Below are 18,372 nucleotides of genomic sequence, written 5' to 3'. Positions count from 1 at the left end.
CAGGACCGTGCGACGAATGGCGTACGTACCCGGCATCGCGCTACTGACAGCGCTTGTCGTCGGCTGCAGTGCCAGCACCGGAACGGGTAGCTCCGCCCCCGACAGCAAGCCCGGCGAGGCCACCGTCGCCGCGGCGGCCCCCGGCAAGTACCGCACCCTTCCCGATCCTTGCCGCGCCATCGCACCATCCACGCTGAAGGACCTGCTCCCGGGCGCCGCCGAGCTCCCCGAGGAGCAGCAGAAGAAGGTGTACGAGGGCACGGCCACCGTCACCTACGACACCGACCGCCGGGTCGGCTGCCGCTGGAAGTCCGAGGCCCCCGACTCCTCGCACACCCTCTTCGTCGACTTCGAGCGTGTCGTGTCCTACGACCCCTTGGTGAGCGACGACGACCGTGCCCGCGAGGTGTACGCGGAGAAGGAGAACGCCGCCGGCCTGTCCTCGCCCTCCGCCACGCCCGACAGCCCGGAGAAGGGGACACCCCCCTCCTCGGATTCCGAGTCGGACTCCACCTCGGACTCCGCCTCGCACGCGCTGTCCGGCCCGGCCTCCGAAGACGAGAACGAAGACGGAAACGCAGACGAGCCCGCGGACGAGCCCGCAGGCGAGAGCGCCGACGAGAACGCCGACGAGAACGGCAGCGGAAGCGACGACGGCGGCAACGGCACGACCGCCGACACCTCCGACGACGGCACGGCCGACAGCACCGAAGAGAGCCTCCAGCCACGCCTCCTCGACGACCTCGGAGACAGTGCGTTTCTGGACGATCTACTCAACCAGGCAGGTTCCACCGCACAGAACCGTACGGTGAGGGTGGTATTCCGCACATCGAACGTCATCGTGACCGTCGAGTACGCCGAGCAGCCGACCGTCTCCACCGTGGTCCCCAGCAGCAAGGAACTGCAGGACAAGGCCCAGAAGCTGGCCCGGGAGCTGGTCGACGGACTCAGCGGATAGCCCCCGCCCGGGGCACCCCGGCCCCGCGTCGTCCACGCCCGCCGGGCGCCCGACCGAGGCGGCATCCGGTCGCCGTCCGTCGTACCGTGGCCCTCCGGAACACCCGCCGCACCACCCCCTCGGCCACCCTCCGACCGACCACCCTCCGACCGCCCGCGCCCGGCCACCTGGCAGCCCGCCCGACCACCCGCCGCGCCACCCGAGTGAAGGAACCATGCACCGTTCAGCCCCGCGACTCTCCCGCATACTCGCCTGCACCGCCGTTCCGGTGATGCTCGTCGTCGCCGGCTGCTCGTCGGACTCCGGCGACAACAAGGACTCGGATTCGCCCTCGTCGTCCGCCTCACCGAGCGCGAAGAAGTCGGAACCGAGCGTCAAGCCGGCGAAGTTCGCCGCGCTGCCCGACCCGTGCAAGTCGATCGACAAGAAGACGGTCAGCTCCCTGGTCCCCGAGGCGAAGTCCAAGGCCGGCACGCCTGCCAAGTCCAGCGACACCGCATACCGCGCCGGCTGCTCCTGGAACGGCCTCGACGACAACGGCGTGAAGGGTTCCCAGTACCGCTGGCTCGACGTCGGCTTCACCCGCTTCGACTCGGACCAGTCCCTGGGCAGCGGCGCCGAGCGCGCGGAGCAGGACTACGCGAAGCAGGTCGACAAGGCGAAGGCGGCCGAGGGTGCGGAGAAGGTCGTCGCGGCGCCCGTCACCGGCATCGGCGAGCACGCAACCAAAATCACGTATGACCTCACCAAGACGAGTGAGGACTTCAAGTACGCAACGATCGTGGCCCGCACGGGGAACGTCATCGTGACCCTCAACTACAACGGTGCGGGTTACGCGGGAGCGAAGACTCCGTCCGCCGCCGACATCCTGAAGGGCGCCGAAAAGGCGGCCAAGGAAGCAGTGGCCTCGGTCACCACCGCCAACACGAAGTCGGACACACCGAGCGGGTCGGCCAAGCCGAGCGAGTCGTCCAAGTCAAGCGGGTCGAGCGGGTCGAGCAAGTCCAGCGGGTCGGCCAAGCCGAGCGCGAAGGCCACGAACAACAAGACGAGCTAGCCGACACGGCAGCGGGCCTGCCCCCCAACCGCCCCTGCCCCGAAGCAGTTCTACGAAGCCCGGTCCTCCCTCGAGTACCGGGCTTCGCCCTCCCCGAGCAACACGCCGCACCCTCATGTGCCAGGCTGTGGCCGCCAGAAGTCGAAGCAGGACGTCAAAGCAGAGCAGCAGCGCAGGACGTCGTACACGGGAAACGGGGAGGGGAACGCGGTGGCCGCGATGCAGCTGACACGCACCCACCGAATACTCATCGGGCTCGTGGTCGCCGGTGCGGTGCTCATCGCCGCGATCGGTTTCGCTGGTTCATACGCGGCGGTGCGCGAGCTCGCCGAGCAGAAGGGCTTCGGGAACTTCTCGCTGGTCTTCCCGATCGGCATCGACGCGGGCATCTGTGTCCTGCTCGCCCTGGACCTGCTGCTGACCTGGCTGCGCATCCCGTTCCCGCTGCTGCGCCAGACGGCCTGGCTGCTGACCGCCGCGACGATCGCCTTCAACGGCGCCGCGGCCTGGCCCGACCCGCTCGGCGTCGGCATGCACGCGGTCATCCCGGTGCTGTTCGTGGTCTCCGTCGAGGCCGCCCGGCACGCCGTGGGCCGGATCGCCGACATCACTGCCGACAAGCACATGGAGGGCGTGCGGCTCACCCGCTGGCTGCTCTCCCCCGTGCCGACGTTCAAGCTGTGGCGGCGGATGAAGCTCTGGGAGCTCCGTTCGTACGAGCAGGTCATCAAGCTCGAACAGGACCGGCTGATCTACCAGGCCCGCCTCCAGGCCCGCTTCGGCCGCAGCTGGCGCCGCAAGGCCCCCGTCGAGTCCCTGATGCCGCTGCGCCTGGCGAAGTACGGCGTCCCGCTGGCCGAAACCGGCCCGGCCGGCCTTGCCGCCGCAGGCATCGAACCGGCCCTGCTGCCCCCGGCCCCGGTCCCGGCCTCGGTCGAATCGGGCGAATTCCCGCCCGAGTTGCCGTACGCCGAGCCCCACCCCCAGCCCCACACCCACGCCCACGCCCAGCAGCACGAACAGCACGAGCAGCACGAGCAGCACCAGCCGTACGAACAGCAACAGCCGTACGAACAGCAACAGCAACAGCAACAGCAACAACACCACACCCACCCCTCCGACCCGGCCGCCGCCGAGGAATGGCCCCAGGAGGGCCCCGGTTCGCACGAGAGCCCGTGGTTCGCGGCGCCCCAGGTGCCGGACGACGCGTACGAGAGTGCGTACAACCCGACGTACGTCGAGGACCTCGAACCCACCCCGGTCATGGTCCCGTCGGGCCCCGGCGGCCGCACCCGCCCCCTGGGCCACGTAAGCACGATCGGCGCCGTCCCGGGCCCCCGCGCCGCGGAACCCCAGCCGTCGCCCCGGTCCGAGCAGCCGGAGCCGGAACCACATCCCGAGCAGGACCCGATGGAGTGGGCGCAGGAGGACGCGGAGTTCGCCGAAATCGCGTACGAGGTGTTCGCCGCGTTCGTGAACCAGCACAACGACTACCCGAGTGTCGAGGCCCTGGACATACATGTCTCGGACGGCCACAACGTCAGGCATCCGCGCAGCACGGCACTGATCCGCCGCTTGATGCCGGAGTTCAAGAACCGGTACCACGCGGAACTCGAAGCGGACCACATCGCGTAGGAAACACGCCCTGGCGGACGGACCCGGCAATGACGGAGGGCCGTCACCCGAATCACCGGGTGACGGCCCTCCGTACAGAACCCCCCCGTACAGGACCCCCGTGCAGAAACTCCCTCCGTACAGGACCCCCGTACAGAAACCCTCTCCCTACAGGACCTCATACGCGAGGAGCGCGCTACGCCGCAGGAACCCCTACGCGCCCAGCAGCCTCCGCACCCGGTCCGCCCCCACCGCCAGCAGCAGCGTGGGCAGCCGCGGCCCCGTGTCCCGGCTGACCAGCAGCCGGTACAGCAGCGCGAAGAACGACCGCTGCGCGACCTTCAGCTCGGGCGTCGGCTTGGCGTCCGGCTCCAGGCCCGCCAGGATCTTCGGCACGCCGTAGACGAGCGTGGTGAGCCCGTCGAGCGACCAGTGCGAGTCCAGCCCCTCCAGGAGCAGCCGCAGCGACTCACGGCCCTGCTCGTCCAGCGAGCCGAGCAGCTCCTTGTCCGGCTCGCCGCGGACGATCGTGCGGGCCTCGGCCGGGACCTGGCTGGTGATCCAGTTCTCGGCGCGGTCGAGACGGGGCCGGGCCTCGTCCAGCGAGGTCAGCGGGTTCTCCGGGTCCAGCTCGCTCAGGATGCGCAGCGTCTGCTCGTCGTGCCCGGCCGTGATGTCGACGACCGAAGCGAGCGTGCGGTACGGCAGCGGGCGCGGCGTACGCGGCAGCTGACCGGCGGCCGTGCCGATGGCCCGCGCGTACGCGGCGGCGTCGGACGGCAGCACCGAGCCGTCCGCGACCTTGCGCGCCAGCGAGTCCCACTCGTCGTAGAGCCGCTGGATCTCCTGGTCGAAGGCGATCTTGAAGGACTGGTTGGGCTTGCGGCGCGCGTACAACCAGCGCAGCAGCGGCGCCTCCATGATCTTCAGCGCGTCGGCCGGGGTCGGCACGCCGCCCTTGCTGGAGGACATCTTCGCCATGCCGGAGATGCCGACGAAGGCGTACATCGGGCCGATCGGCTGTACGCCGTCGAAGACCTCGCGGACGATCTGGCCGCCGACGACGAACGAGGAGCCCGGCGAGGAGTGGTCCACGCCGCTCGGCTCGAAGATCACACCTTCGTACGCCCAGCGCATCGGCCAGTCGACCTTCCAGACCAGCTTGCCGCGGTTGAACTCGCTCAGCCGGACGGTCTCGGCGAAGCCGCAGGACGTGCAGGTGTAGTTCAGCTCGGTGCTGTCGTCGTCGTACGACGTGACGGTCGTGAGGTCCTTCTCGCAGTTGCCGCAGTAGGGCTTGTACGGGAAGTAGCCGGCCGAGCCGCCGCTGCCGTCGTCCTCGGCGGCCGCGCCGGAGCCCGCCTCGGCCTCCAGCTCGGCCTCGTCGACCTTCTTCTGCTGCTGCGGCTTCTTGCCGCCCTTGACTCCCGCCGCCGGGTCCTTCTTCGTCCGGTACCGGTCGAGGACGGCGTCGATGTCGGCGCGGTGCTTCATCGCGTGCAGGATCTGCTCGCGGTACGCGCCCGCCGTGTACTGCTCGGTCTGGCTGATGCCGTCGTACTCGACGCCCAGCTCGTCCAGCGCGGCGGTCATGGCGGCCTTGAAGTGCTCGGCCCAGTTCGGGTACGTGGACCCGGCCGGGGCGGGCACCGAGGTCAGCGGCTTGCCGATGTGCTCGGCCCAGGACTCGTCGACACCCGGGACACCGTTCGGAACCTTGCGGTAGCGGTCGTAGTCGTCCCAGGAGATCAGGTGCCGGACGGTGTATCCCCGGCGGCGGATCTCGTCGGCGACCAGGTGCGGGGTCATGACCTCGCGGAGGTTGCCCAGGTGGATCGGGCCCGACGGGGAGAGGCCGGACGCGACGACGACCGGTTTGCCAGGCGCACGACGCTCCGATTCGGCGATGACATCGTCCGCGAAGCGGGAGACCCAGTCGGTCTCGGTGCTGCTCTGACTCTGAGCCACGGTCTGCACGTCCTTCTCTCTTGTAGGACTCGTAGGAACACCCTTGTGGGACTCATAGGGGCACCGTCCATTCTCCCAGGTCCCACCGGCAGCGCGAAAACGGCTTTACTCGCCGTGGAATACTGGGTGTGATCCCTTGTACCCCTACGGAAACGGCAGCCAGCCCATGGCCTCGGTCAATTCCCTCGCTTCCACGCTCCAGCAGCAGCTGGCGGACGCCCTGACGGCAGCGCTGCCGGATGCCGGCACCGCGGACCCGCTGCTGCGACGAAGCGACCGGGCCGACTTCCAGGCCAACGGCATCCTGGCCCTCGCCAAGAAGCTCAAGGGCAACCCGCGCGAGCTGGCGTCCCAGGTGACCGCCGCGATCCCGGCGGGCGGCCTGATCAAGGAGATCGAGGTCTCCGGCCCCGGCTTCCTGAATGTGACGCTCAGCGACAGGGCGATCATCGAGACCCTCGCCGCGCGTGACGCGGACGACGAGGGCCGGCTCGGTGTGCCGTACAACAGCGCCGCGGGCACCACGGTCGTCGACTACGCGCAGCCGAACGTGGCCAAGGAGATGCACGTCGGCCACCTCCGTTCCGCGGTGATCGGTGACGCGATGGTGCAGATCCTGGAGTTCACGGGCGAGACCGTGGTCCGGCGGCACCACATCGGCGACTGGGGCACCCAGTTCGGCATGCTCATCCAGTACCTGATCGAGCACCCGGGCGAGCTGAACCACGAGACCGACGGCGGCGCGGCGGACGGCGAAGCCGCCATGTCCGCCCTGAACCGGCTCTACAAGGCCTCGCGGGCACTCTTCGACTCCGACGAGGAGTTCAAGGCCCGCTCCCGGGACCGGGTCGTGGCGCTCCAGGCCGGCGACGAGGAAACCCTCTCCCTGTGGCAGCGCTTCGTCGACGAGTCGAAGATCTACTTCTACTCGGTCTTCAACAAGCTCGACATGGAGATCCGCGACCCCGACATCGTCGGCGAGTCCGGCTACAACGACATGCTGGAGGAGACCTGCCGCATCCTGGAGGAGTCGGGCGTCGCCGTCCGCTCCGAGGGTGCGCTGTGCGTGTTCTTCGACGATGTGAAGGGCACGGACGGCGAGCCGGTGCCGCTGATCGTCAAGAAGTCGAACGGCGGCTACGGCTACGCGGCGACGGACCTCTCCGCGATCCGCGACCGGGTCCAGAACCTCAAGGCGAACACCCTGCTGTACGTGGTGGACGCGCGGCAGGCCCTGCACTTCAAGATGGTCTTCGAGACGGCCCGCCGGGCCGGCTGGCTGAACGGGGACGTCAAGGCCGTGCATCTCGCCTTCGGCACGGTGCTCGGCAAGGACGGCAAGCCGTTCAAGACCCGTGAGGGCGAGACGGTCCGGCTGGAGGACCTGCTGGACGAGGCGATCGACCGGGCGTCCACCGTCGTGCGCGAGAAGGCGAAGGACCTCACCGACGAGGAGATCACCGAGCGCGCCACGCAGGTCGGTATCGGTGCGGTGAAGTACGCGGACCTGTCGACGTCGGCCGCCCGCGACTACAAGTTCGACCTGGACCAGATGGTGTCGCTGACCGGCGACACGAGCGTGTACATCCAGTACGCGCACGCCCGTTCCCGCTCCATCAAGCGCAAGGCCGGCGAGCTCAAGTCCCAGCCGCACCCGGAGCTGGAGCTGGCCCCGGCCGAGCGCGCGCTGGGCCTGCACCTGGATCAGTTCGGCGAGGTCGTGGCCGAGGTCGCCGCCGCGTACGAGCCGCACAAGCTGGCCGCGTACCTCTACCAGCTGTCGTCGCTCTTCACCTCGTTCTACGACCAGTGCCCGGTGCTGAGGTCCGACGTTCCGGCTGATGTGGCCGAGAACCGTCTCTTCCTCTCGGACCTCACCGCCCGCACCCTGCACCAGGGCATGGAGCTGCTCGGCATCAGGACGCCCGAGCGCCTCTGACCGGGACCGTCAGCCCGTACGCACCGGCCCGGTGGCCGTGACCTTCAGTCCCACTCCTTGGTCACCCACTGGGTCGTGTCGTACCGGTACATGTACTTCGGCCGCGCCTGAATGCTGCTGGTACGGAACGGCTTCCCGCCGTCGTCGATGCGCAGCGTCCCCTCCCGGCCACCGCTGCTCCACTCCAGCTCCAGGTACCAGCTGACGTCGTGCCCTTCGACATGGGCCTTGAGGTCGAACACCTCCACGTCGGTGGAGGACACCCGGAACGGGAAGTTCTTCGGCGGCACCCGCACGTCCCCCTGCTGCCCCGCCACCGGGGTGAGGGTCGGCCGGCTGTCATCGAGGTCGATGTCGAAGGACTGCGGTGTGATGCCGCTCCCGCAGCCTTCCCCCATCGAGTACGCCGACCACGCCAGCGGCACCTTCCGGGACAGCGTCCGCACATGCAGGCCGTTCAGCACGACGGCCTGCCCCGACTTCCCCTGCACGGTGAGTTCGAGCTGCATGCTGCCGCCGTCCACCCCGCCGAGCGCCCTGGCCCAGCCGCGGGTGTCCTGCGGCGGGGGCGGCGGAGGCACGTCCTCCGGCTTCTGGTCCAGCACGTAGTGCTGGCCGCAGGGCTCTTCCCAGTTGTACGAGCTGATGGTGGCGGTCAACGGCACGCCCCCGCTCTGCTGCCCACCCGACCCGGCTCCCGTGCCGTGCCTCCCGGACGTGGCGGAGGCGCCGCCGGACGGCGGGGACGAGACGGTCGCCGAGCCGGACGATACGGGTTTGCCCGACTTCTTCGCCCCGCTGGGCGAGGCGGTGACGCTCGCGTCGAGGCCGGGCCGGCCGCGCGCGGCCCCGTCCGGGTCCTTTGCGTCCACGGCGGGGGCGTTACTGAGATCGTCCATGTCCGTACCCGACAGATTGCTGACGACGATCGAGGTCGGCACGGTCAGCGCGACGACGGCGACGGCCGCGAGCAGGACGCGCGCCCGCGGGGAGGACCAGAACCGCCGGGGCCGACTCGCCCCGGCGGCCACGACCTCGGGCGCGGTCGCGTCGTCGCCCTTGCCCTCGGGCGAAGCCACAGCCTCAGCCGCAGCTCCCGGCTCGGGAACGGACTCGGAATCAGAAACGGGAGCAGTAACAGGAGTAGTAGCCGGAGCCGGAGCCGGAGCCGGAGCCGGAGCCGGAGCTGGAACCGGAACCGGAACCGGAGCCGGAGCCGGAGCCGGAGCCGGAACAGAATCGGCAACGGAAGCAGGACGCCGTCTCGCCGCATCGGCCACGATCCACCGCCGGTGCAGCTCCACCAGCTCGTCCCGGCTCGCCCCGCACAGCCGTCCCAGCCGCTCCACCGGCGCGTACTCATTGGGTACGGCGTCACCGTTGCAGTACCGGTGGAGCGTCGATGTGCTGACGTGCAGTCTTCTGGCAAGAACCCCGTAGCTGTGCCCCGAACGGCCCTTCAATTCCTTCAGCAGAGCCGCGAATTCCTCGGCCTCCGGCGTCGCCACTGCGGCGTTCCCCCTCCTGGTTCGTCCCGGAACACCGTTCCAGGGACGTGGAATCTGCCCAGGTCACAGTACGCGCAAGCATTCCAACTTCCCCAATGGGTCGTTCGGCGTTGCGGCCGGAATCTGCCGTCCCGCAGTCTGTGACCACACCGCAGAGACCACCGGGACGACACAGTGCGAACCCGTTTTCGCATCGAGTTGATCGATGCCGTGGCAATCGGCGTAGTGATCGCGTCGACCGCGATCGTCATGGTCCTGATCTGCCATCACTGACTGAACAATCTCACCAATACATACGGGGAGTACCACCATGCGCAGCAACCGCATCCGCACCACCGTCCTCGCCGCGACCGCCCTCCTGGCCGCCCTCTCGCTCACCGCCTGCAGCGACAACGGCAGCGGTGACAACGGCAAGGCAGGAGCGGCGGCTCCGGCAGGGAGCACCGCCGACCAGCAGTCCCCGGCCGCCACCACGCCGGACTCGGGCAAGGACGCCAAGGACGCCAAGAACACCGACAGCACGTCCAACACACCTGCCGAGAACACGGCGGCCCACCCCAAGGGCTCCACCTCCGCCACGGGCGGCCAGAAGAGCAACACCGGCGCCACCAGCAACAAGGGCACCGGTAACAACTCCCCCGTCACCTGCACCGGCGAGAACACCAAGGTCACCGTCAGCAAGGTGAGCCGCCCCATCAACCACCTGCTGCTCACGGCGACCAACACCGGTTCCAGCCCCTGCTACGCGTACCACGCGCCGGCGCTCCGGTTCGACGATGCCCAGGCCGCCTTCCCGGTCCTCCGCGACAGCATGCCGCAGGCCGTGGTCACCCTTGCGCCGGGCCAGTCCGCGTACGCCTCCATCGGGCTGTTCGGTGAGCCCGACGGGCAGGAGCTGCACAACGGCACCCACCTCACGGTGTACTTCACCGGCAAGAGCAACCAGGGCTCCACGGGCGCCCCCGCCGAGCTGACGCTCCCCGCCGGCACCTCCTGGGGCGACAACGGCTTCGTCACCTACTGGCAGAGCGACATGGCCGACGCGCTCACGTACTGATTCTTCAGCACGGGCGGGGCCCGCTTCCGGTGCCGTCACCGGGGGCGGGCAGTTGCCTGCCGCCCACTGCTACGGAACGTGGGCGTTCGCAGAGTGTCAGCCTCCGCCGAACGCGACACGCTCCATTTCGAACGCCCGCCGCCCCGACATGACACTGGCCAAGTCTCCACCCCCGCACGATGGTTGCGGATAGCATCGGCTGGAACACGGGAGGCTATGAGCATGTCCGAACTCCTCAACCAAGCCGCACAGCTTGGCCCCTATCTGGCTACCGCGCTCGCTTCGTTCGGCCAGTCCGTACTCGTCGCCGCGCAGGACCGCGCGGCCGACGGAATCGTGGAGCGTGGCCGCACCCTGCTCGGCCAGGCGCTGGACCGCACGCCGGACACCGCCGAGGCCGACACCATCCGCGCGCTGCCCCCCGCCGAGCACACGGCCCTCGCGACCGCGCTCGCCGAGTGGTACGACGCGCCGGACGGCGACCGGAGCGCGGCGTCCCTCACCGAGCGCATCGAGCGCATCGCACGCGCCACCGCCCCCGGTACCACCGTCAACATCGGTACGGGCGGGGCCGCCGGAGGGCCCGGGATCGGGCAGATCATCGGCAACGTCCAGTTCGGCACGGCGCGGGGCGGGAACGACCGGCCATGAGCCGGCAACAGCCCGGATCCCAGCACAACATCGGCACGGGTGGGACCGAAGGAGGGCCCGGGATCGGGCAGATCATCGGCAACCCCCTCTTCATCGGGACGAGCAGCCGGGAGCGCGATCACCGCTCACTCGTGTGGAACTGGGTGCCCAGTGCGCTCGTCTTCCTCTCGCTCGTCATCGCGCTGGCCCGTGAACCGGAGGGCCCCCGCGCCCAGTTCCTGCCGGTGTACGCGGTGTTGTTGGTGTCGTTCCTGATCGCGTTCCTCCGGGCCACCGTCGGTGTCGACTGGTCCCGGGCGGCGCGCGCGGCGGTCTCCTGGGTGTCGGTCGTCATCGCGGTCCTCGGCTGTCTGGCGATGGAGGACCTGCGGGAGCACGGAGAGGTCGATGTCATTGGCCGGATCACCCTCACGCCTTCGAAGAACCTGACGGACGGGCAGCAGTTCGTCGTCGTGATCAAGGACGGGCCACCTCGCGGCCGACTGAGGCTCGCTCTCGACGCCGACGAGGCCAGGGGCGCGGGCGACGTCCAGCGATGCCGACCCGACACCCGCTTCGTCCTGCCCGGCCCCGACGGCGGGACAGATGGCGCCTCCGGGCTCAACACCCGGCACGAACTGCCGGTCCGCGACACCCCCACCCGGATCTCCGTCACGCTCAGAACCGGCGAGGGCTGCCGGATGGACGTGTCTGCGGCCGAAGCCGTTCTGCATGACTGAACACGACTGGTCAAGGAGACATATGCGACGCCGGCACCCCTGGCTCGCCGCCCTGGCAGCGAGCCTCGCGCTCACCGCGGCAGCCTGCTCACAGGCGCCCAAGCCCACCTTCCTCGGCAAGGACCGGATCAACATCGGCTTCAAGAGCGACCAGCCCGGCACGGGGGACGCACCGGAATACCACACCACCGGCTTCGACTACCGCGTCGGCAAGCGGATCACCGACAAGCTGGGCGTCAGTATGGCCGAGCGGTACGTTTCCTCCGCCGACCGGATCCCCTCATTGACCAAGACGAAGAAGAACGACCTGGTCATCGCGACGTTCTCCATCACAAAGGACCGCATGCACGAGATCGACTTCGTCGGCCCCTATCTCACCAACAAACAAGGCATCCTGGTCGGCAAGTCTTCGGACATCACGAGCTTGTCGGATCTCAAGGACAAGCCGATCTGCACGTACAAGGGCACGACGTCCGCCCAGCTACTCAAGCAGCTGAAGATCGGCATCCCGGACGAGAAGAACACCGCCTCGCAGTGCATCGAAGCCATGCTCCACGGCCCGGAGGAGACCCGCCCCGTCGCCATGTCCACCGATCAGCTCATCCTCTACGGTTTCGCCGATCAGCACGCCGAGGAGGGGCTGCACGTCCTCCCGGACCTCACCTTCGGCCCCGCCCAGATGTACGGCATCGCCCTGCCCAAGAAGCATCGCGACGACTGTGGCCGGCTGCTGGAGATCGTCAAGGACTATGTGGGCAGCAATGAGTGGCTGGACGACCTCAAAACGTCGCTGCCCCAGGCCATGGAGAACAACACGGGCTGGGAAACGGACTACCTGCCGACCGAGGAGTCCATCCTGCAGAACTCCTGCACCGATCCGTCGGATTCGTGACGCCCACAGGGAATCGGTGACGGTTGCTCGTACGAACTCCCGTGCCGCAGGAACCGATCGGCGCTCGCGCCGGTAGAACCGCTCACGCAGCAGCGAGAGTTGCATCGTCTCGTTCATGGGACGAGAGTCACACTCCGTGACTACGCTGCCGCAGTATGCACACCCGTACAGATTTCTTGTACGGGTCGCGCGCGCGTGACGTACGCATGTAGGTGGGAGTTCGATCCGTATGCACCCCAGGAAGCGGCAGCGCAAGAACGCGTCGGCAATGAAACTCGTGGGCAAACTGGTCGGCGTGTTCCGCGTCGCGGCGGGCCTGACCCAGGCACAGCTCGCTGACCGGGTGGGGCATCAGGTGGAGACGATCGCCTCCATCGAGCAGGGCAGACGCGCGCTGTTGCCGGAACTGGCCTGCCGGTTGGACCAGTTGCTGGAGACGAAGGGGGCGCTGGAGACGGCGGTGGACAACATGCCCGAGGTGGACCTCGTCCCGGCCTGGGCCGAGCAGTACCTGGACCTGGAACACGAAGCCCTGGCCCTGTCCTGGTACGACAACCAGGTACTCCCGGGACTGCTCCAGACCGAGCCGTACGCCCGAGCCGTCTTCCGCAACCGGGTCCCCGTCTTCAGCGAGGACGAGATCGCCATCCAGACCACGGGCCGCCTGAAACGCCAGGAGATTCTGCACCGCGCCATGCCCCCGACCATCAGCTTCGTCGTCTGGGAACCGGTCCTGATGCTTCAACTCCTGGACACCGAGGGCCATGCGGAGCAGTTGCGCCACCTTCGGGCGTGTGCCGCACTCCCCGGCATCTGTCTCCAGGTGCTGCCACTGAACAGCCGCACCCACGCGGGACTTGCAGGCCCCTTCATCCTGCTGGAGACGCCGGACTACCAGCACATCTCCTTCTCCGAGACCCAACGCGGCAGCGTGCTCGTCTCCGACCCCGACGAGGTCAGCATCCTCACCCAGAAATATGCGATGCTGCGAGCTCAGGCCCTCAGCCCCGAAGACACCGTGGGCCTGTTGGATCGCCTGCTGGGAGAGCTATGAGCAGCACCGCACTTGAGTGGTTCAAGTCCAGCTACAGCAGCGACGAGGGCGGCGCCTGCCTCGAAGTTGCCTACGAATGGCGCAAGTCGAGCTACAGCGGCGACGAGGGCGGCGCCTGCGTCGAGGTCGCCGCACACCCCACCGCCATCCACATCCGCGACTCCAAGAACCCCGACGGCCCCACCCTCACCGTCGCGCCCACCACCTGGTCGGCCTTCGCCGGCCTCGCCGCCGACCGGCGTCTCGTCTGAGCCCACGGAAGGGATACCACCGCCATGGCTGTCATCCACCGCACCACCCTGACGCCGACCAAGCTGGAGCTGCTCGCCACCTGGCTGCCCACGCAGCCCTGGTACCGCGGCAAGTCGGGGCAGCAGCCCGAGCTGGTGAAATCCGGCGGCTTCCGGCTGGACGACCCGGAGGGCGAGGTCGGCATCGAGTTCATGGCTGCCACCGACACCTCGGGCGGCCAAGCGATCACGTATCACGTGCCGTTCAGCTACCGAGGCGCACCGATCGCTGGTGCCGACCAAGCGCTCATCGGCACGATGGAGCACGGGGTGCTGGGGCAGCGGTGGGTGTACGACGGCACGCGTGACCCGGTCCTCGTCGCCCAGTTGTTCGCGTTGATCGTCGGCGAGGCCGTGCCGCAGATGCAGGGTGCGAGCGACACCCCCGACCCCTCCGTGACCGGTTGGTTCGCGGAGACCGGCGCCCCGGCGGCAATCGCCTCCACGACCGTGACCGACGACCCCAGTGGTACGGACATCCTCGTGGAGATGGCGGCCGACGGGCGCCGGCTGACCATCCGCATCAACCGCGTTCTCCAGCCGGGACAGGCTGCCGAGGGGCAGGCACTCGGTCACGTCACCGCGGACGTGCCGCTGCCCGACGGCACCACCGCTCGCACCGCGTTCGCCGTCGTTCACGCACACCCGTAGTCCGCCCCAAGTCCGGCCGCGGGAGGGCCGGAAGCCGACCGCGCCCCACCGCTGTCAGTGGCCGCGCCTAAAGTCGTAGTCATGGCGACGCTTCCGAACCCGCTCCCGTCCCTGGCGACGTCAGGGCTTCAACTCCCGCCCGGTGCACTGGTCGACGCGACGATCGACGGCCCATGGCACGAACCACTTCTCTGGGTGGCCGACGAGCCCGCGTCGCCGGGGACGTGGGACGATCTGCGCGCGGCCGGGCGGGCGGTGGGGCTGCTTCCCGTACTGATCGATGGTGGCCGCCGCGATCAGTGGCCCGGCACCTGGGATCTGGACCCGGACAGTACGTCGTACCCCGGTGACCACGATGCCGAGGAGGTGCTCGGCGAGTACTGGGACGACTGCGCACCCGACGAACTCGACGCCGAGGAAGGCGAATGGCCGGGCCTGGCGCCCGTCCCGGCCGCCGAGGGTCGGATCTCCCCCGATGACCTGGCGGCGGAGATCGCGGACGAGTGCGCCGGCCCGGACGGCTGGTTCCCCGGAGTGCGGGCGGCGCTCGTCCCGGCCCGGCGCAGTGCGGACATACCGGCGGCGATCGGCTGGTCGGGACCGGCCAACTTCGAGGGCGACGTGGCCCGCATCTGCGCGGTGCTCCGCTCCTGGGAGGACCGCTTCGGCATACGTGTCGTGGTGCTGGGCTTCGACACCCTGACCGTCTCGGTCGGGCGACCGCCCACCACCCTCGCGGAGGCACGGGCGGTCGCTGCCGAGCACTTCGCGTTCTGCCCGGACAACATCGAGCAGAACCCGCCGTACGATTTGGACGTCTACGCCGAGAAGATGGTGCTGGACCAGGAGACCTGGTCGTTCTGGTGGGACTGAGTACAACGACTCATGCGGTCGGCCCGGCCGCCGAGTTGACTCGTACACATGCCCGAAGACACCCTGGCTCCCTGTCGTCCGCACACCTGGATCGCCTCGCTGATCTCCACGGTCGTGACGCTTCCGCTCGCGTTCCTCGCCCTCGTCTACAGCATGTTCTCGCCGATGGCCTGCGATTCCTGCTCGGGGGCGGATTCCGACCGCTTCGAGGCCAGCTTCGGTCCGGCATGGACGGTGTCCTGCTGCGGCCTTGTGCTGGCCCTGATCGTGCTGATCGCGAGCTGGGTGTTCACCAGGCGCAGGCCGCCGGTCGCGATCGTCCTCGCCCTGGCCGCACCCGCCACGGTGTTCGTCACGTGGGTGGCCTTCATGGCCGTGGTCGACTGGCCCTGAGCCTCCGAGGCCGCAGGCGTGACGTCAGGGGAGCCTGAGCAGGTCGCGGAGTTCGCTCACGCGGGCACGTACCTCACGCCCGGCCTCGGGCTCGGTGACGGTCTCCGGGGCGGCGTCCGAGCCGTGGACGGCCGGGCGGCAGGGGCGGCAGAGGCCGTCGGGGAGCGCTTCGGGGCGGCCAGGGGTGCCGCACCGGGTGCACTCCACCATCAGGCTGCGGGCAAAACCGCCGGAAGTCTCGGGGGTGTCGGGCAGCACCGGCGGGATCTTGTCCTTGAGTCGACGCCGCAGAAAGCCGACCGGCGAGTCGACCCGGGCGGGAAGCCCGGCAGAGAGCGCCTGGACGAGGTAGTCCGCACCCACACCGCGTACAAGCCATTCGGCAGCCAGCGCCTCCAGCGCCTCGCAGTCGGCGGCGGAGAGGGCCAGCCGGTGATCGACACGCCCGAGCCGGGCCAGCGCCACATACGCAGGCGAGGGACGCTCCGGTCCCCGCGGCGCGGGCACGGCGGATGCGGGCACGGCGGACGCGGGCACGGCAGGCACCACGTCGGCGTCGGCAGCGTCCCTAGGAGCCGAAACCGAAGCCGGAACCGGAACCGGAACCAAAGCCGAAACCGACTCCGGCGCGGCGGTCCAGGACACCGGGGGCACGGCCGTCGACACATCCGGCTCCGCCCACGCCCCCGGTGCGGCTCCGGCCACCACCGGGCGGTCCTCCGCGGCCAGGTACGCGTTCCACCACTCGTTGTCGCGCGCCGTACGCGACCAGAACGTGCGGAAGACCCAGCGAACCTGCTCGCCCTCGCCCGCCAGGCGACGTACCCGGCGCAGATGACCGGCCACCGAGAGGGCGGTCAGGGCGCTGCCCACGGCCTGCTGTCCGTACAGCGGAAGTTGCTTGGCCAGGGTCTTCACCGTCATCGCCGCACCGTCGGGCAGATGGTCGACGAACCCGGCGACATACCGCTCCCGCTCGGGCAGCAGCGCGAAGTCGTCGGCGCGAGGGGGATGTTGGCCCGGCGCGGACCGCTTGCCGTAACCGGGCTTGGCCATGGGGTACGCGGGCGAGGATGCGGGCGCGGACAGGGCGGAGCTAAGGTTCTGGGTAGCCACGAGATCGTCCTGTTCTCGATCTCGGGGTGAGGCCCCGGCATGGTGCGACAACACCGCGTCGGGGTCGTTCAGTTCTCGCACCGTAAGCACTCAGCACGTCGTGTCGCAAGCTGTCACGATTAGTCATACTTGCTGGCCGTGACGGGTCCGGTAGGTGGGCCGGTTACCCCAACCCCCCTTCCTCACCCACCGGTTGAAGAAGGCGCTCGAATCCCGGAACCCGTATCCCGGCGCTCGCATCCCGACGCCCGAATCCCGAAGCTCACCGCCCGGCCGCACCCCCGCCCCGTCCCCCGCAGGAGTGAACCAGCGGGCCCGGATCTCGCGTCCCGGGGCTCGTATCCCGGGGCTCGGGTTCCCAGCGGCGCCGGCACCGCATCCGCGGTGCACCCCGGACACACGCCCGCCGCCCGCAAGGGCAAGCACGCGGCGGGCGCCCGCCCGGCGGCGGCCTGCCGGGAAGGGCGCCCCGGCCCCGCGCACCAACCTCGGCGACGCGGCGCCCCGCGTCCTCACGGCGTGGGGCCGACACTCCGCCGGGTGAACACGTCGGAGCGCCGACCCCACCGGTGCCGTCCGCACGATGCGACGGCACGGAACACGCCCGCTCAGCGACCGCCGAGCCGCTGCGCGACCTCCGTCGCCCAGTACGTCAGGATCATCTGCGCACCCGCCCGGCGAATGCCGGTCAGGCTCTCCAGAATGGCCGCGTCCCGGTCGATCCAGCCACGCTCCGCGGCGGCCTCGATCATCGCGTACTCGCCACTGATCTGGTACGCGGCGACCGGCACGTCCACCGAGTCGGCGACCTTCGCAAGGATGTCGAGGTACGGTCCGGCCGGCTTGACCATGACCATGTCGGCGCCCTCTTCGAGGTCGAGCGCCAGCTCGCGCAGCGACTCACGGGCGTTCGCCGGGTCCTGCTGGTACGTCTTGCGGTCGCCCTTCAGCGACGAGCCGACAGCCTCGCGGAACGGCCCGTAGAACGCCGACGAGTACTTCGCCGTGTAGGCGAGGATCGAGACGTCCTCGTGACCCGTCTGGTCCAGCGCGTCGCGGATGACGCCGACCTGGCCGTCCATCATGCCGCTGGGGCCGACCACATGGGCGCCCGCGTCGGCCTGGACCTGGGCCATCTCGGCGTACCGCTCCAGCGTCGCGTCGTTGTCGACGCGGCCGTCGGCGGTCAGGACGCCGCAGTGGCCGTGGTCGGTGTACTCGTCCAGGCACAGGTCCGACATGACGACGAGATCGTCACCGACCTCCTCGCGCACCGCGCGCAGCCCGACCTGGAGGATGCCGTCCGGGTCCGTGCCCGCCGCGCCCCGGGCGTCCTTCTTCTCGTCCGCGGGGACGCCGAAGAGCATGATCCCGGAGACCCCGGCCGAGACCGCTTCGACGGCGGCCTTCCGCAGGGTGTCCAGGGTGTGCTGCTGCACGCCGGGCATGGCCGAGATGGCGACGGGCGCGTCGATGCCCTCGCGTACGAACGCGGGCAGGATCAGATTCGCCGGGTCGAGCCGTGTCTCGGCGACCATGCGTCGCATCGCCGGGGTCGTCCGCAGCCGCCGGGGGCGGGAGCCGGGGAAGTTTCCGTACACAGTCATGCTTCGAGACTAGACCCGTACACAT

General features: G+C 69.4%; 17 protein-coding genes. 13 read left to right on the top strand and 4 right to left on the bottom strand.

Going from position 1 to position 18,372, the window contains the following annotated elements:
- Nucleotides 1-16: 16 nt before the first annotated feature.
- From ACZ3IC_RS00175 to ACZ3IC_RS00165, 3 genes are all read left to right on the top strand, one after another.
- Complete coding sequence (locus ACZ3IC_RS00175; protein ID WP_467411124.1) at nt 17-958, top strand: DUF3558 domain-containing protein; 942 nt, start codon at nt 17-19, stop codon at nt 956-958.
- 214 nt (nt 959-1,172) lie between these two features.
- Nucleotides 1,173-2,015, top strand: a complete 843-nt coding sequence (locus tag ACZ3IC_RS00170) for a DUF3558 family protein (RefSeq protein ID WP_467411122.1) — start codon at nt 1,173-1,175, stop codon at nt 2,013-2,015.
- 210 nt (nt 2,016-2,225) lie between these two features.
- Nucleotides 2,226-3,650 carry a DUF2637 domain-containing protein gene (locus tag ACZ3IC_RS00165; protein ID WP_467411121.1) on the top strand — a complete coding sequence of 475 codons (1,425 nt, stop codon included), beginning with the start codon at nt 2,226-2,228 and terminating at the stop codon, nt 3,648-3,650.
- Between the two features lie 192 nt (nt 3,651-3,842).
- Here the strand turns inward: ACZ3IC_RS00165 and lysS are convergent, their stop codons facing one another.
- Complete coding sequence (lysS, locus tag ACZ3IC_RS00160) at nt 3,843-5,606, bottom strand: lysine--tRNA ligase (RefSeq protein WP_467411119.1); 1,764 nt, start codon at nt 5,604-5,606, stop codon at nt 3,843-3,845.
- A 157-nt stretch (nt 5,607-5,763) separates the two neighbouring features.
- On the opposite strand from lysS, the gene argS reads away from it, so the two are divergent.
- Complete coding sequence (gene argS / locus ACZ3IC_RS00155; RefSeq protein WP_467412058.1) at nt 5,764-7,536, top strand: arginine--tRNA ligase; 1,773 nt, start codon at nt 5,764-5,766, stop codon at nt 7,534-7,536.
- A gap of 44 nt (nt 7,537-7,580) precedes the next feature.
- On the opposite strand, the gene ACZ3IC_RS00150 is transcribed toward argS, so the two are convergent.
- Nucleotides 7,581-9,044, bottom strand: a complete 1,464-nt coding sequence (locus ACZ3IC_RS00150) for a helix-turn-helix domain-containing protein (RefSeq protein ID WP_467411117.1) — start codon at nt 9,042-9,044, stop codon at nt 7,581-7,583.
- A gap of 310 nt (nt 9,045-9,354) precedes the next feature.
- On the opposite strand from ACZ3IC_RS00150, the gene ACZ3IC_RS00145 reads away from it, so the two are divergent.
- From ACZ3IC_RS00145 to ACZ3IC_RS00105, 9 genes are all read left to right on the top strand, one after another.
- Complete coding sequence (locus ACZ3IC_RS00145; RefSeq protein WP_467411116.1) at nt 9,355-10,101, top strand: DUF4232 domain-containing protein; 747 nt, start codon at nt 9,355-9,357, stop codon at nt 10,099-10,101.
- 222 nt (nt 10,102-10,323) lie between these two features.
- Nucleotides 10,324-10,752, top strand: coding sequence for a hypothetical protein (locus ACZ3IC_RS00140; RefSeq protein ID WP_467411114.1), 429 nt, complete (start codon nt 10,324-10,326; stop codon nt 10,750-10,752).
- Nucleotides 10,749-11,471: a hypothetical protein gene (locus ACZ3IC_RS00135; protein ID WP_467411113.1), complete on the top strand. Its 723-nt coding sequence runs from the start codon at nt 10,749-10,751 to the stop codon at nt 11,469-11,471. Before ACZ3IC_RS00140 ends, ACZ3IC_RS00135 begins: the two co-directional genes overlap by 4 nt.
- Before the next feature lie 22 nt (nt 11,472-11,493).
- On the top strand, nt 11,494-12,363 hold the full coding sequence (locus ACZ3IC_RS00130; RefSeq protein WP_467411111.1) for a transporter substrate-binding domain-containing protein: 870 nt from the start codon (nt 11,494-11,496) through the stop codon (nt 12,361-12,363).
- 268 nt (nt 12,364-12,631) lie between these two features.
- On the top strand, nt 12,632-13,417 hold the full coding sequence (locus ACZ3IC_RS00125) for a helix-turn-helix domain-containing protein (protein WP_467412057.1): 786 nt from the start codon (nt 12,632-12,634) through the stop codon (nt 13,415-13,417).
- Complete coding sequence (locus ACZ3IC_RS00120; RefSeq protein ID WP_467411110.1) at nt 13,414-13,668, top strand: DUF397 domain-containing protein; 255 nt, start codon at nt 13,414-13,416, stop codon at nt 13,666-13,668. Before ACZ3IC_RS00125 ends, ACZ3IC_RS00120 begins: the two co-directional genes overlap by 4 nt.
- Before the next feature lie 24 nt (nt 13,669-13,692).
- The gene (locus tag ACZ3IC_RS00115; protein ID WP_467411108.1) at nt 13,693-14,358 is read left to right on the top strand and encodes a maltokinase N-terminal cap-like domain-containing protein; all 666 of its coding nucleotides are present in this window, start codon (nt 13,693-13,695) and stop codon (nt 14,356-14,358) included.
- An 81-nt stretch (nt 14,359-14,439) separates the two neighbouring features.
- Complete coding sequence (locus ACZ3IC_RS00110; protein WP_467411107.1) at nt 14,440-15,231, top strand: DUF4253 domain-containing protein; 792 nt, start codon at nt 14,440-14,442, stop codon at nt 15,229-15,231.
- Nucleotides 15,232-15,279: 48 nt separating this feature from the next.
- A complete protein-coding gene (locus ACZ3IC_RS00105; RefSeq protein ID WP_467411105.1) occupies nt 15,280-15,624 on the top strand; it encodes a DUF983 domain-containing protein in 345 nt (114 codons plus the stop codon).
- Between the two features lie 24 nt (nt 15,625-15,648).
- Here the strand turns inward: ACZ3IC_RS00105 and ACZ3IC_RS00100 are convergent, their stop codons facing one another.
- Together ACZ3IC_RS00100 and hemB are read right to left on the bottom strand one after the other, a co-directional pair.
- Nucleotides 15,649-16,740, bottom strand: coding sequence for a MarR family transcriptional regulator (locus ACZ3IC_RS00100; protein WP_467411104.1), 1,092 nt, complete (start codon nt 16,738-16,740; stop codon nt 15,649-15,651).
- Nucleotides 16,741-17,348: 608 nt separating this feature from the next.
- Nucleotides 17,349-18,347, bottom strand: a complete 999-nt coding sequence (hemB, locus tag ACZ3IC_RS00095) for a porphobilinogen synthase (protein WP_467411103.1) — start codon at nt 18,345-18,347, stop codon at nt 17,349-17,351.
- Nucleotides 18,348-18,372: the final 25 nt, after the last annotated feature.

This window comes from Streptomyces sp. NPDC002958, from assembly GCF_055563255.1.
The sequence above is the reverse complement of the archived record's forward strand: the minus strand, read 5'-3'. Positions and strand labels throughout refer to the sequence as shown.

Bases quoted from the DNA above. Each gene is read 5' to 3' on its own strand.
- ACZ3IC_RS00115 (WP_467411108.1), top strand. From the start codon at position 13,693: ATGGCTGTCATCCACCGCACCACCCTGACGCCGACCAAGCTGGAGCTG.
- ACZ3IC_RS00175 (WP_467411124.1), top strand. From the start codon at position 17: ATGGCGTACGTACCCGGCATCGCGCTACTGACAGCGCTTGTCGTCGGC.
- ACZ3IC_RS00125 (WP_467412057.1), top strand. From the start codon at position 12,632: ATGAAACTCGTGGGCAAACTGGTCGGCGTGTTCCGCGTCGCGGCGGGC.
- ACZ3IC_RS00130 (WP_467411111.1), top strand. From the start codon at position 11,494: ATGCGACGCCGGCACCCCTGGCTCGCCGCCCTGGCAGCGAGCCTCGCG.
- ACZ3IC_RS00135 (WP_467411113.1), top strand. From the start codon at position 10,749: ATGAGCCGGCAACAGCCCGGATCCCAGCACAACATCGGCACGGGTGGG.
- hemB (WP_467411103.1), bottom strand. From the start codon at position 18,347: ATGACTGTGTACGGAAACTTCCCCGGCTCCCGCCCCCGGCGGCTGCGG.
- ACZ3IC_RS00145 (WP_467411116.1), top strand. From the start codon at position 9,355: ATGCGCAGCAACCGCATCCGCACCACCGTCCTCGCCGCGACCGCCCTC.
- ACZ3IC_RS00120 (WP_467411110.1), top strand. From the start codon at position 13,414: ATGAGCAGCACCGCACTTGAGTGGTTCAAGTCCAGCTACAGCAGCGAC.
- ACZ3IC_RS00140 (WP_467411114.1), top strand. From the start codon at position 10,324: ATGTCCGAACTCCTCAACCAAGCCGCACAGCTTGGCCCCTATCTGGCT.
- argS (WP_467412058.1), top strand. From the start codon at position 5,764: ATGGCCTCGGTCAATTCCCTCGCTTCCACGCTCCAGCAGCAGCTGGCG.
- ACZ3IC_RS00170 (WP_467411122.1), top strand. From the start codon at position 1,173: ATGCACCGTTCAGCCCCGCGACTCTCCCGCATACTCGCCTGCACCGCC.
- ACZ3IC_RS00105 (WP_467411105.1), top strand. From the start codon at position 15,280: ATGCCCGAAGACACCCTGGCTCCCTGTCGTCCGCACACCTGGATCGCC.
- ACZ3IC_RS00110 (WP_467411107.1), top strand. From the start codon at position 14,440: ATGGCGACGCTTCCGAACCCGCTCCCGTCCCTGGCGACGTCAGGGCTT.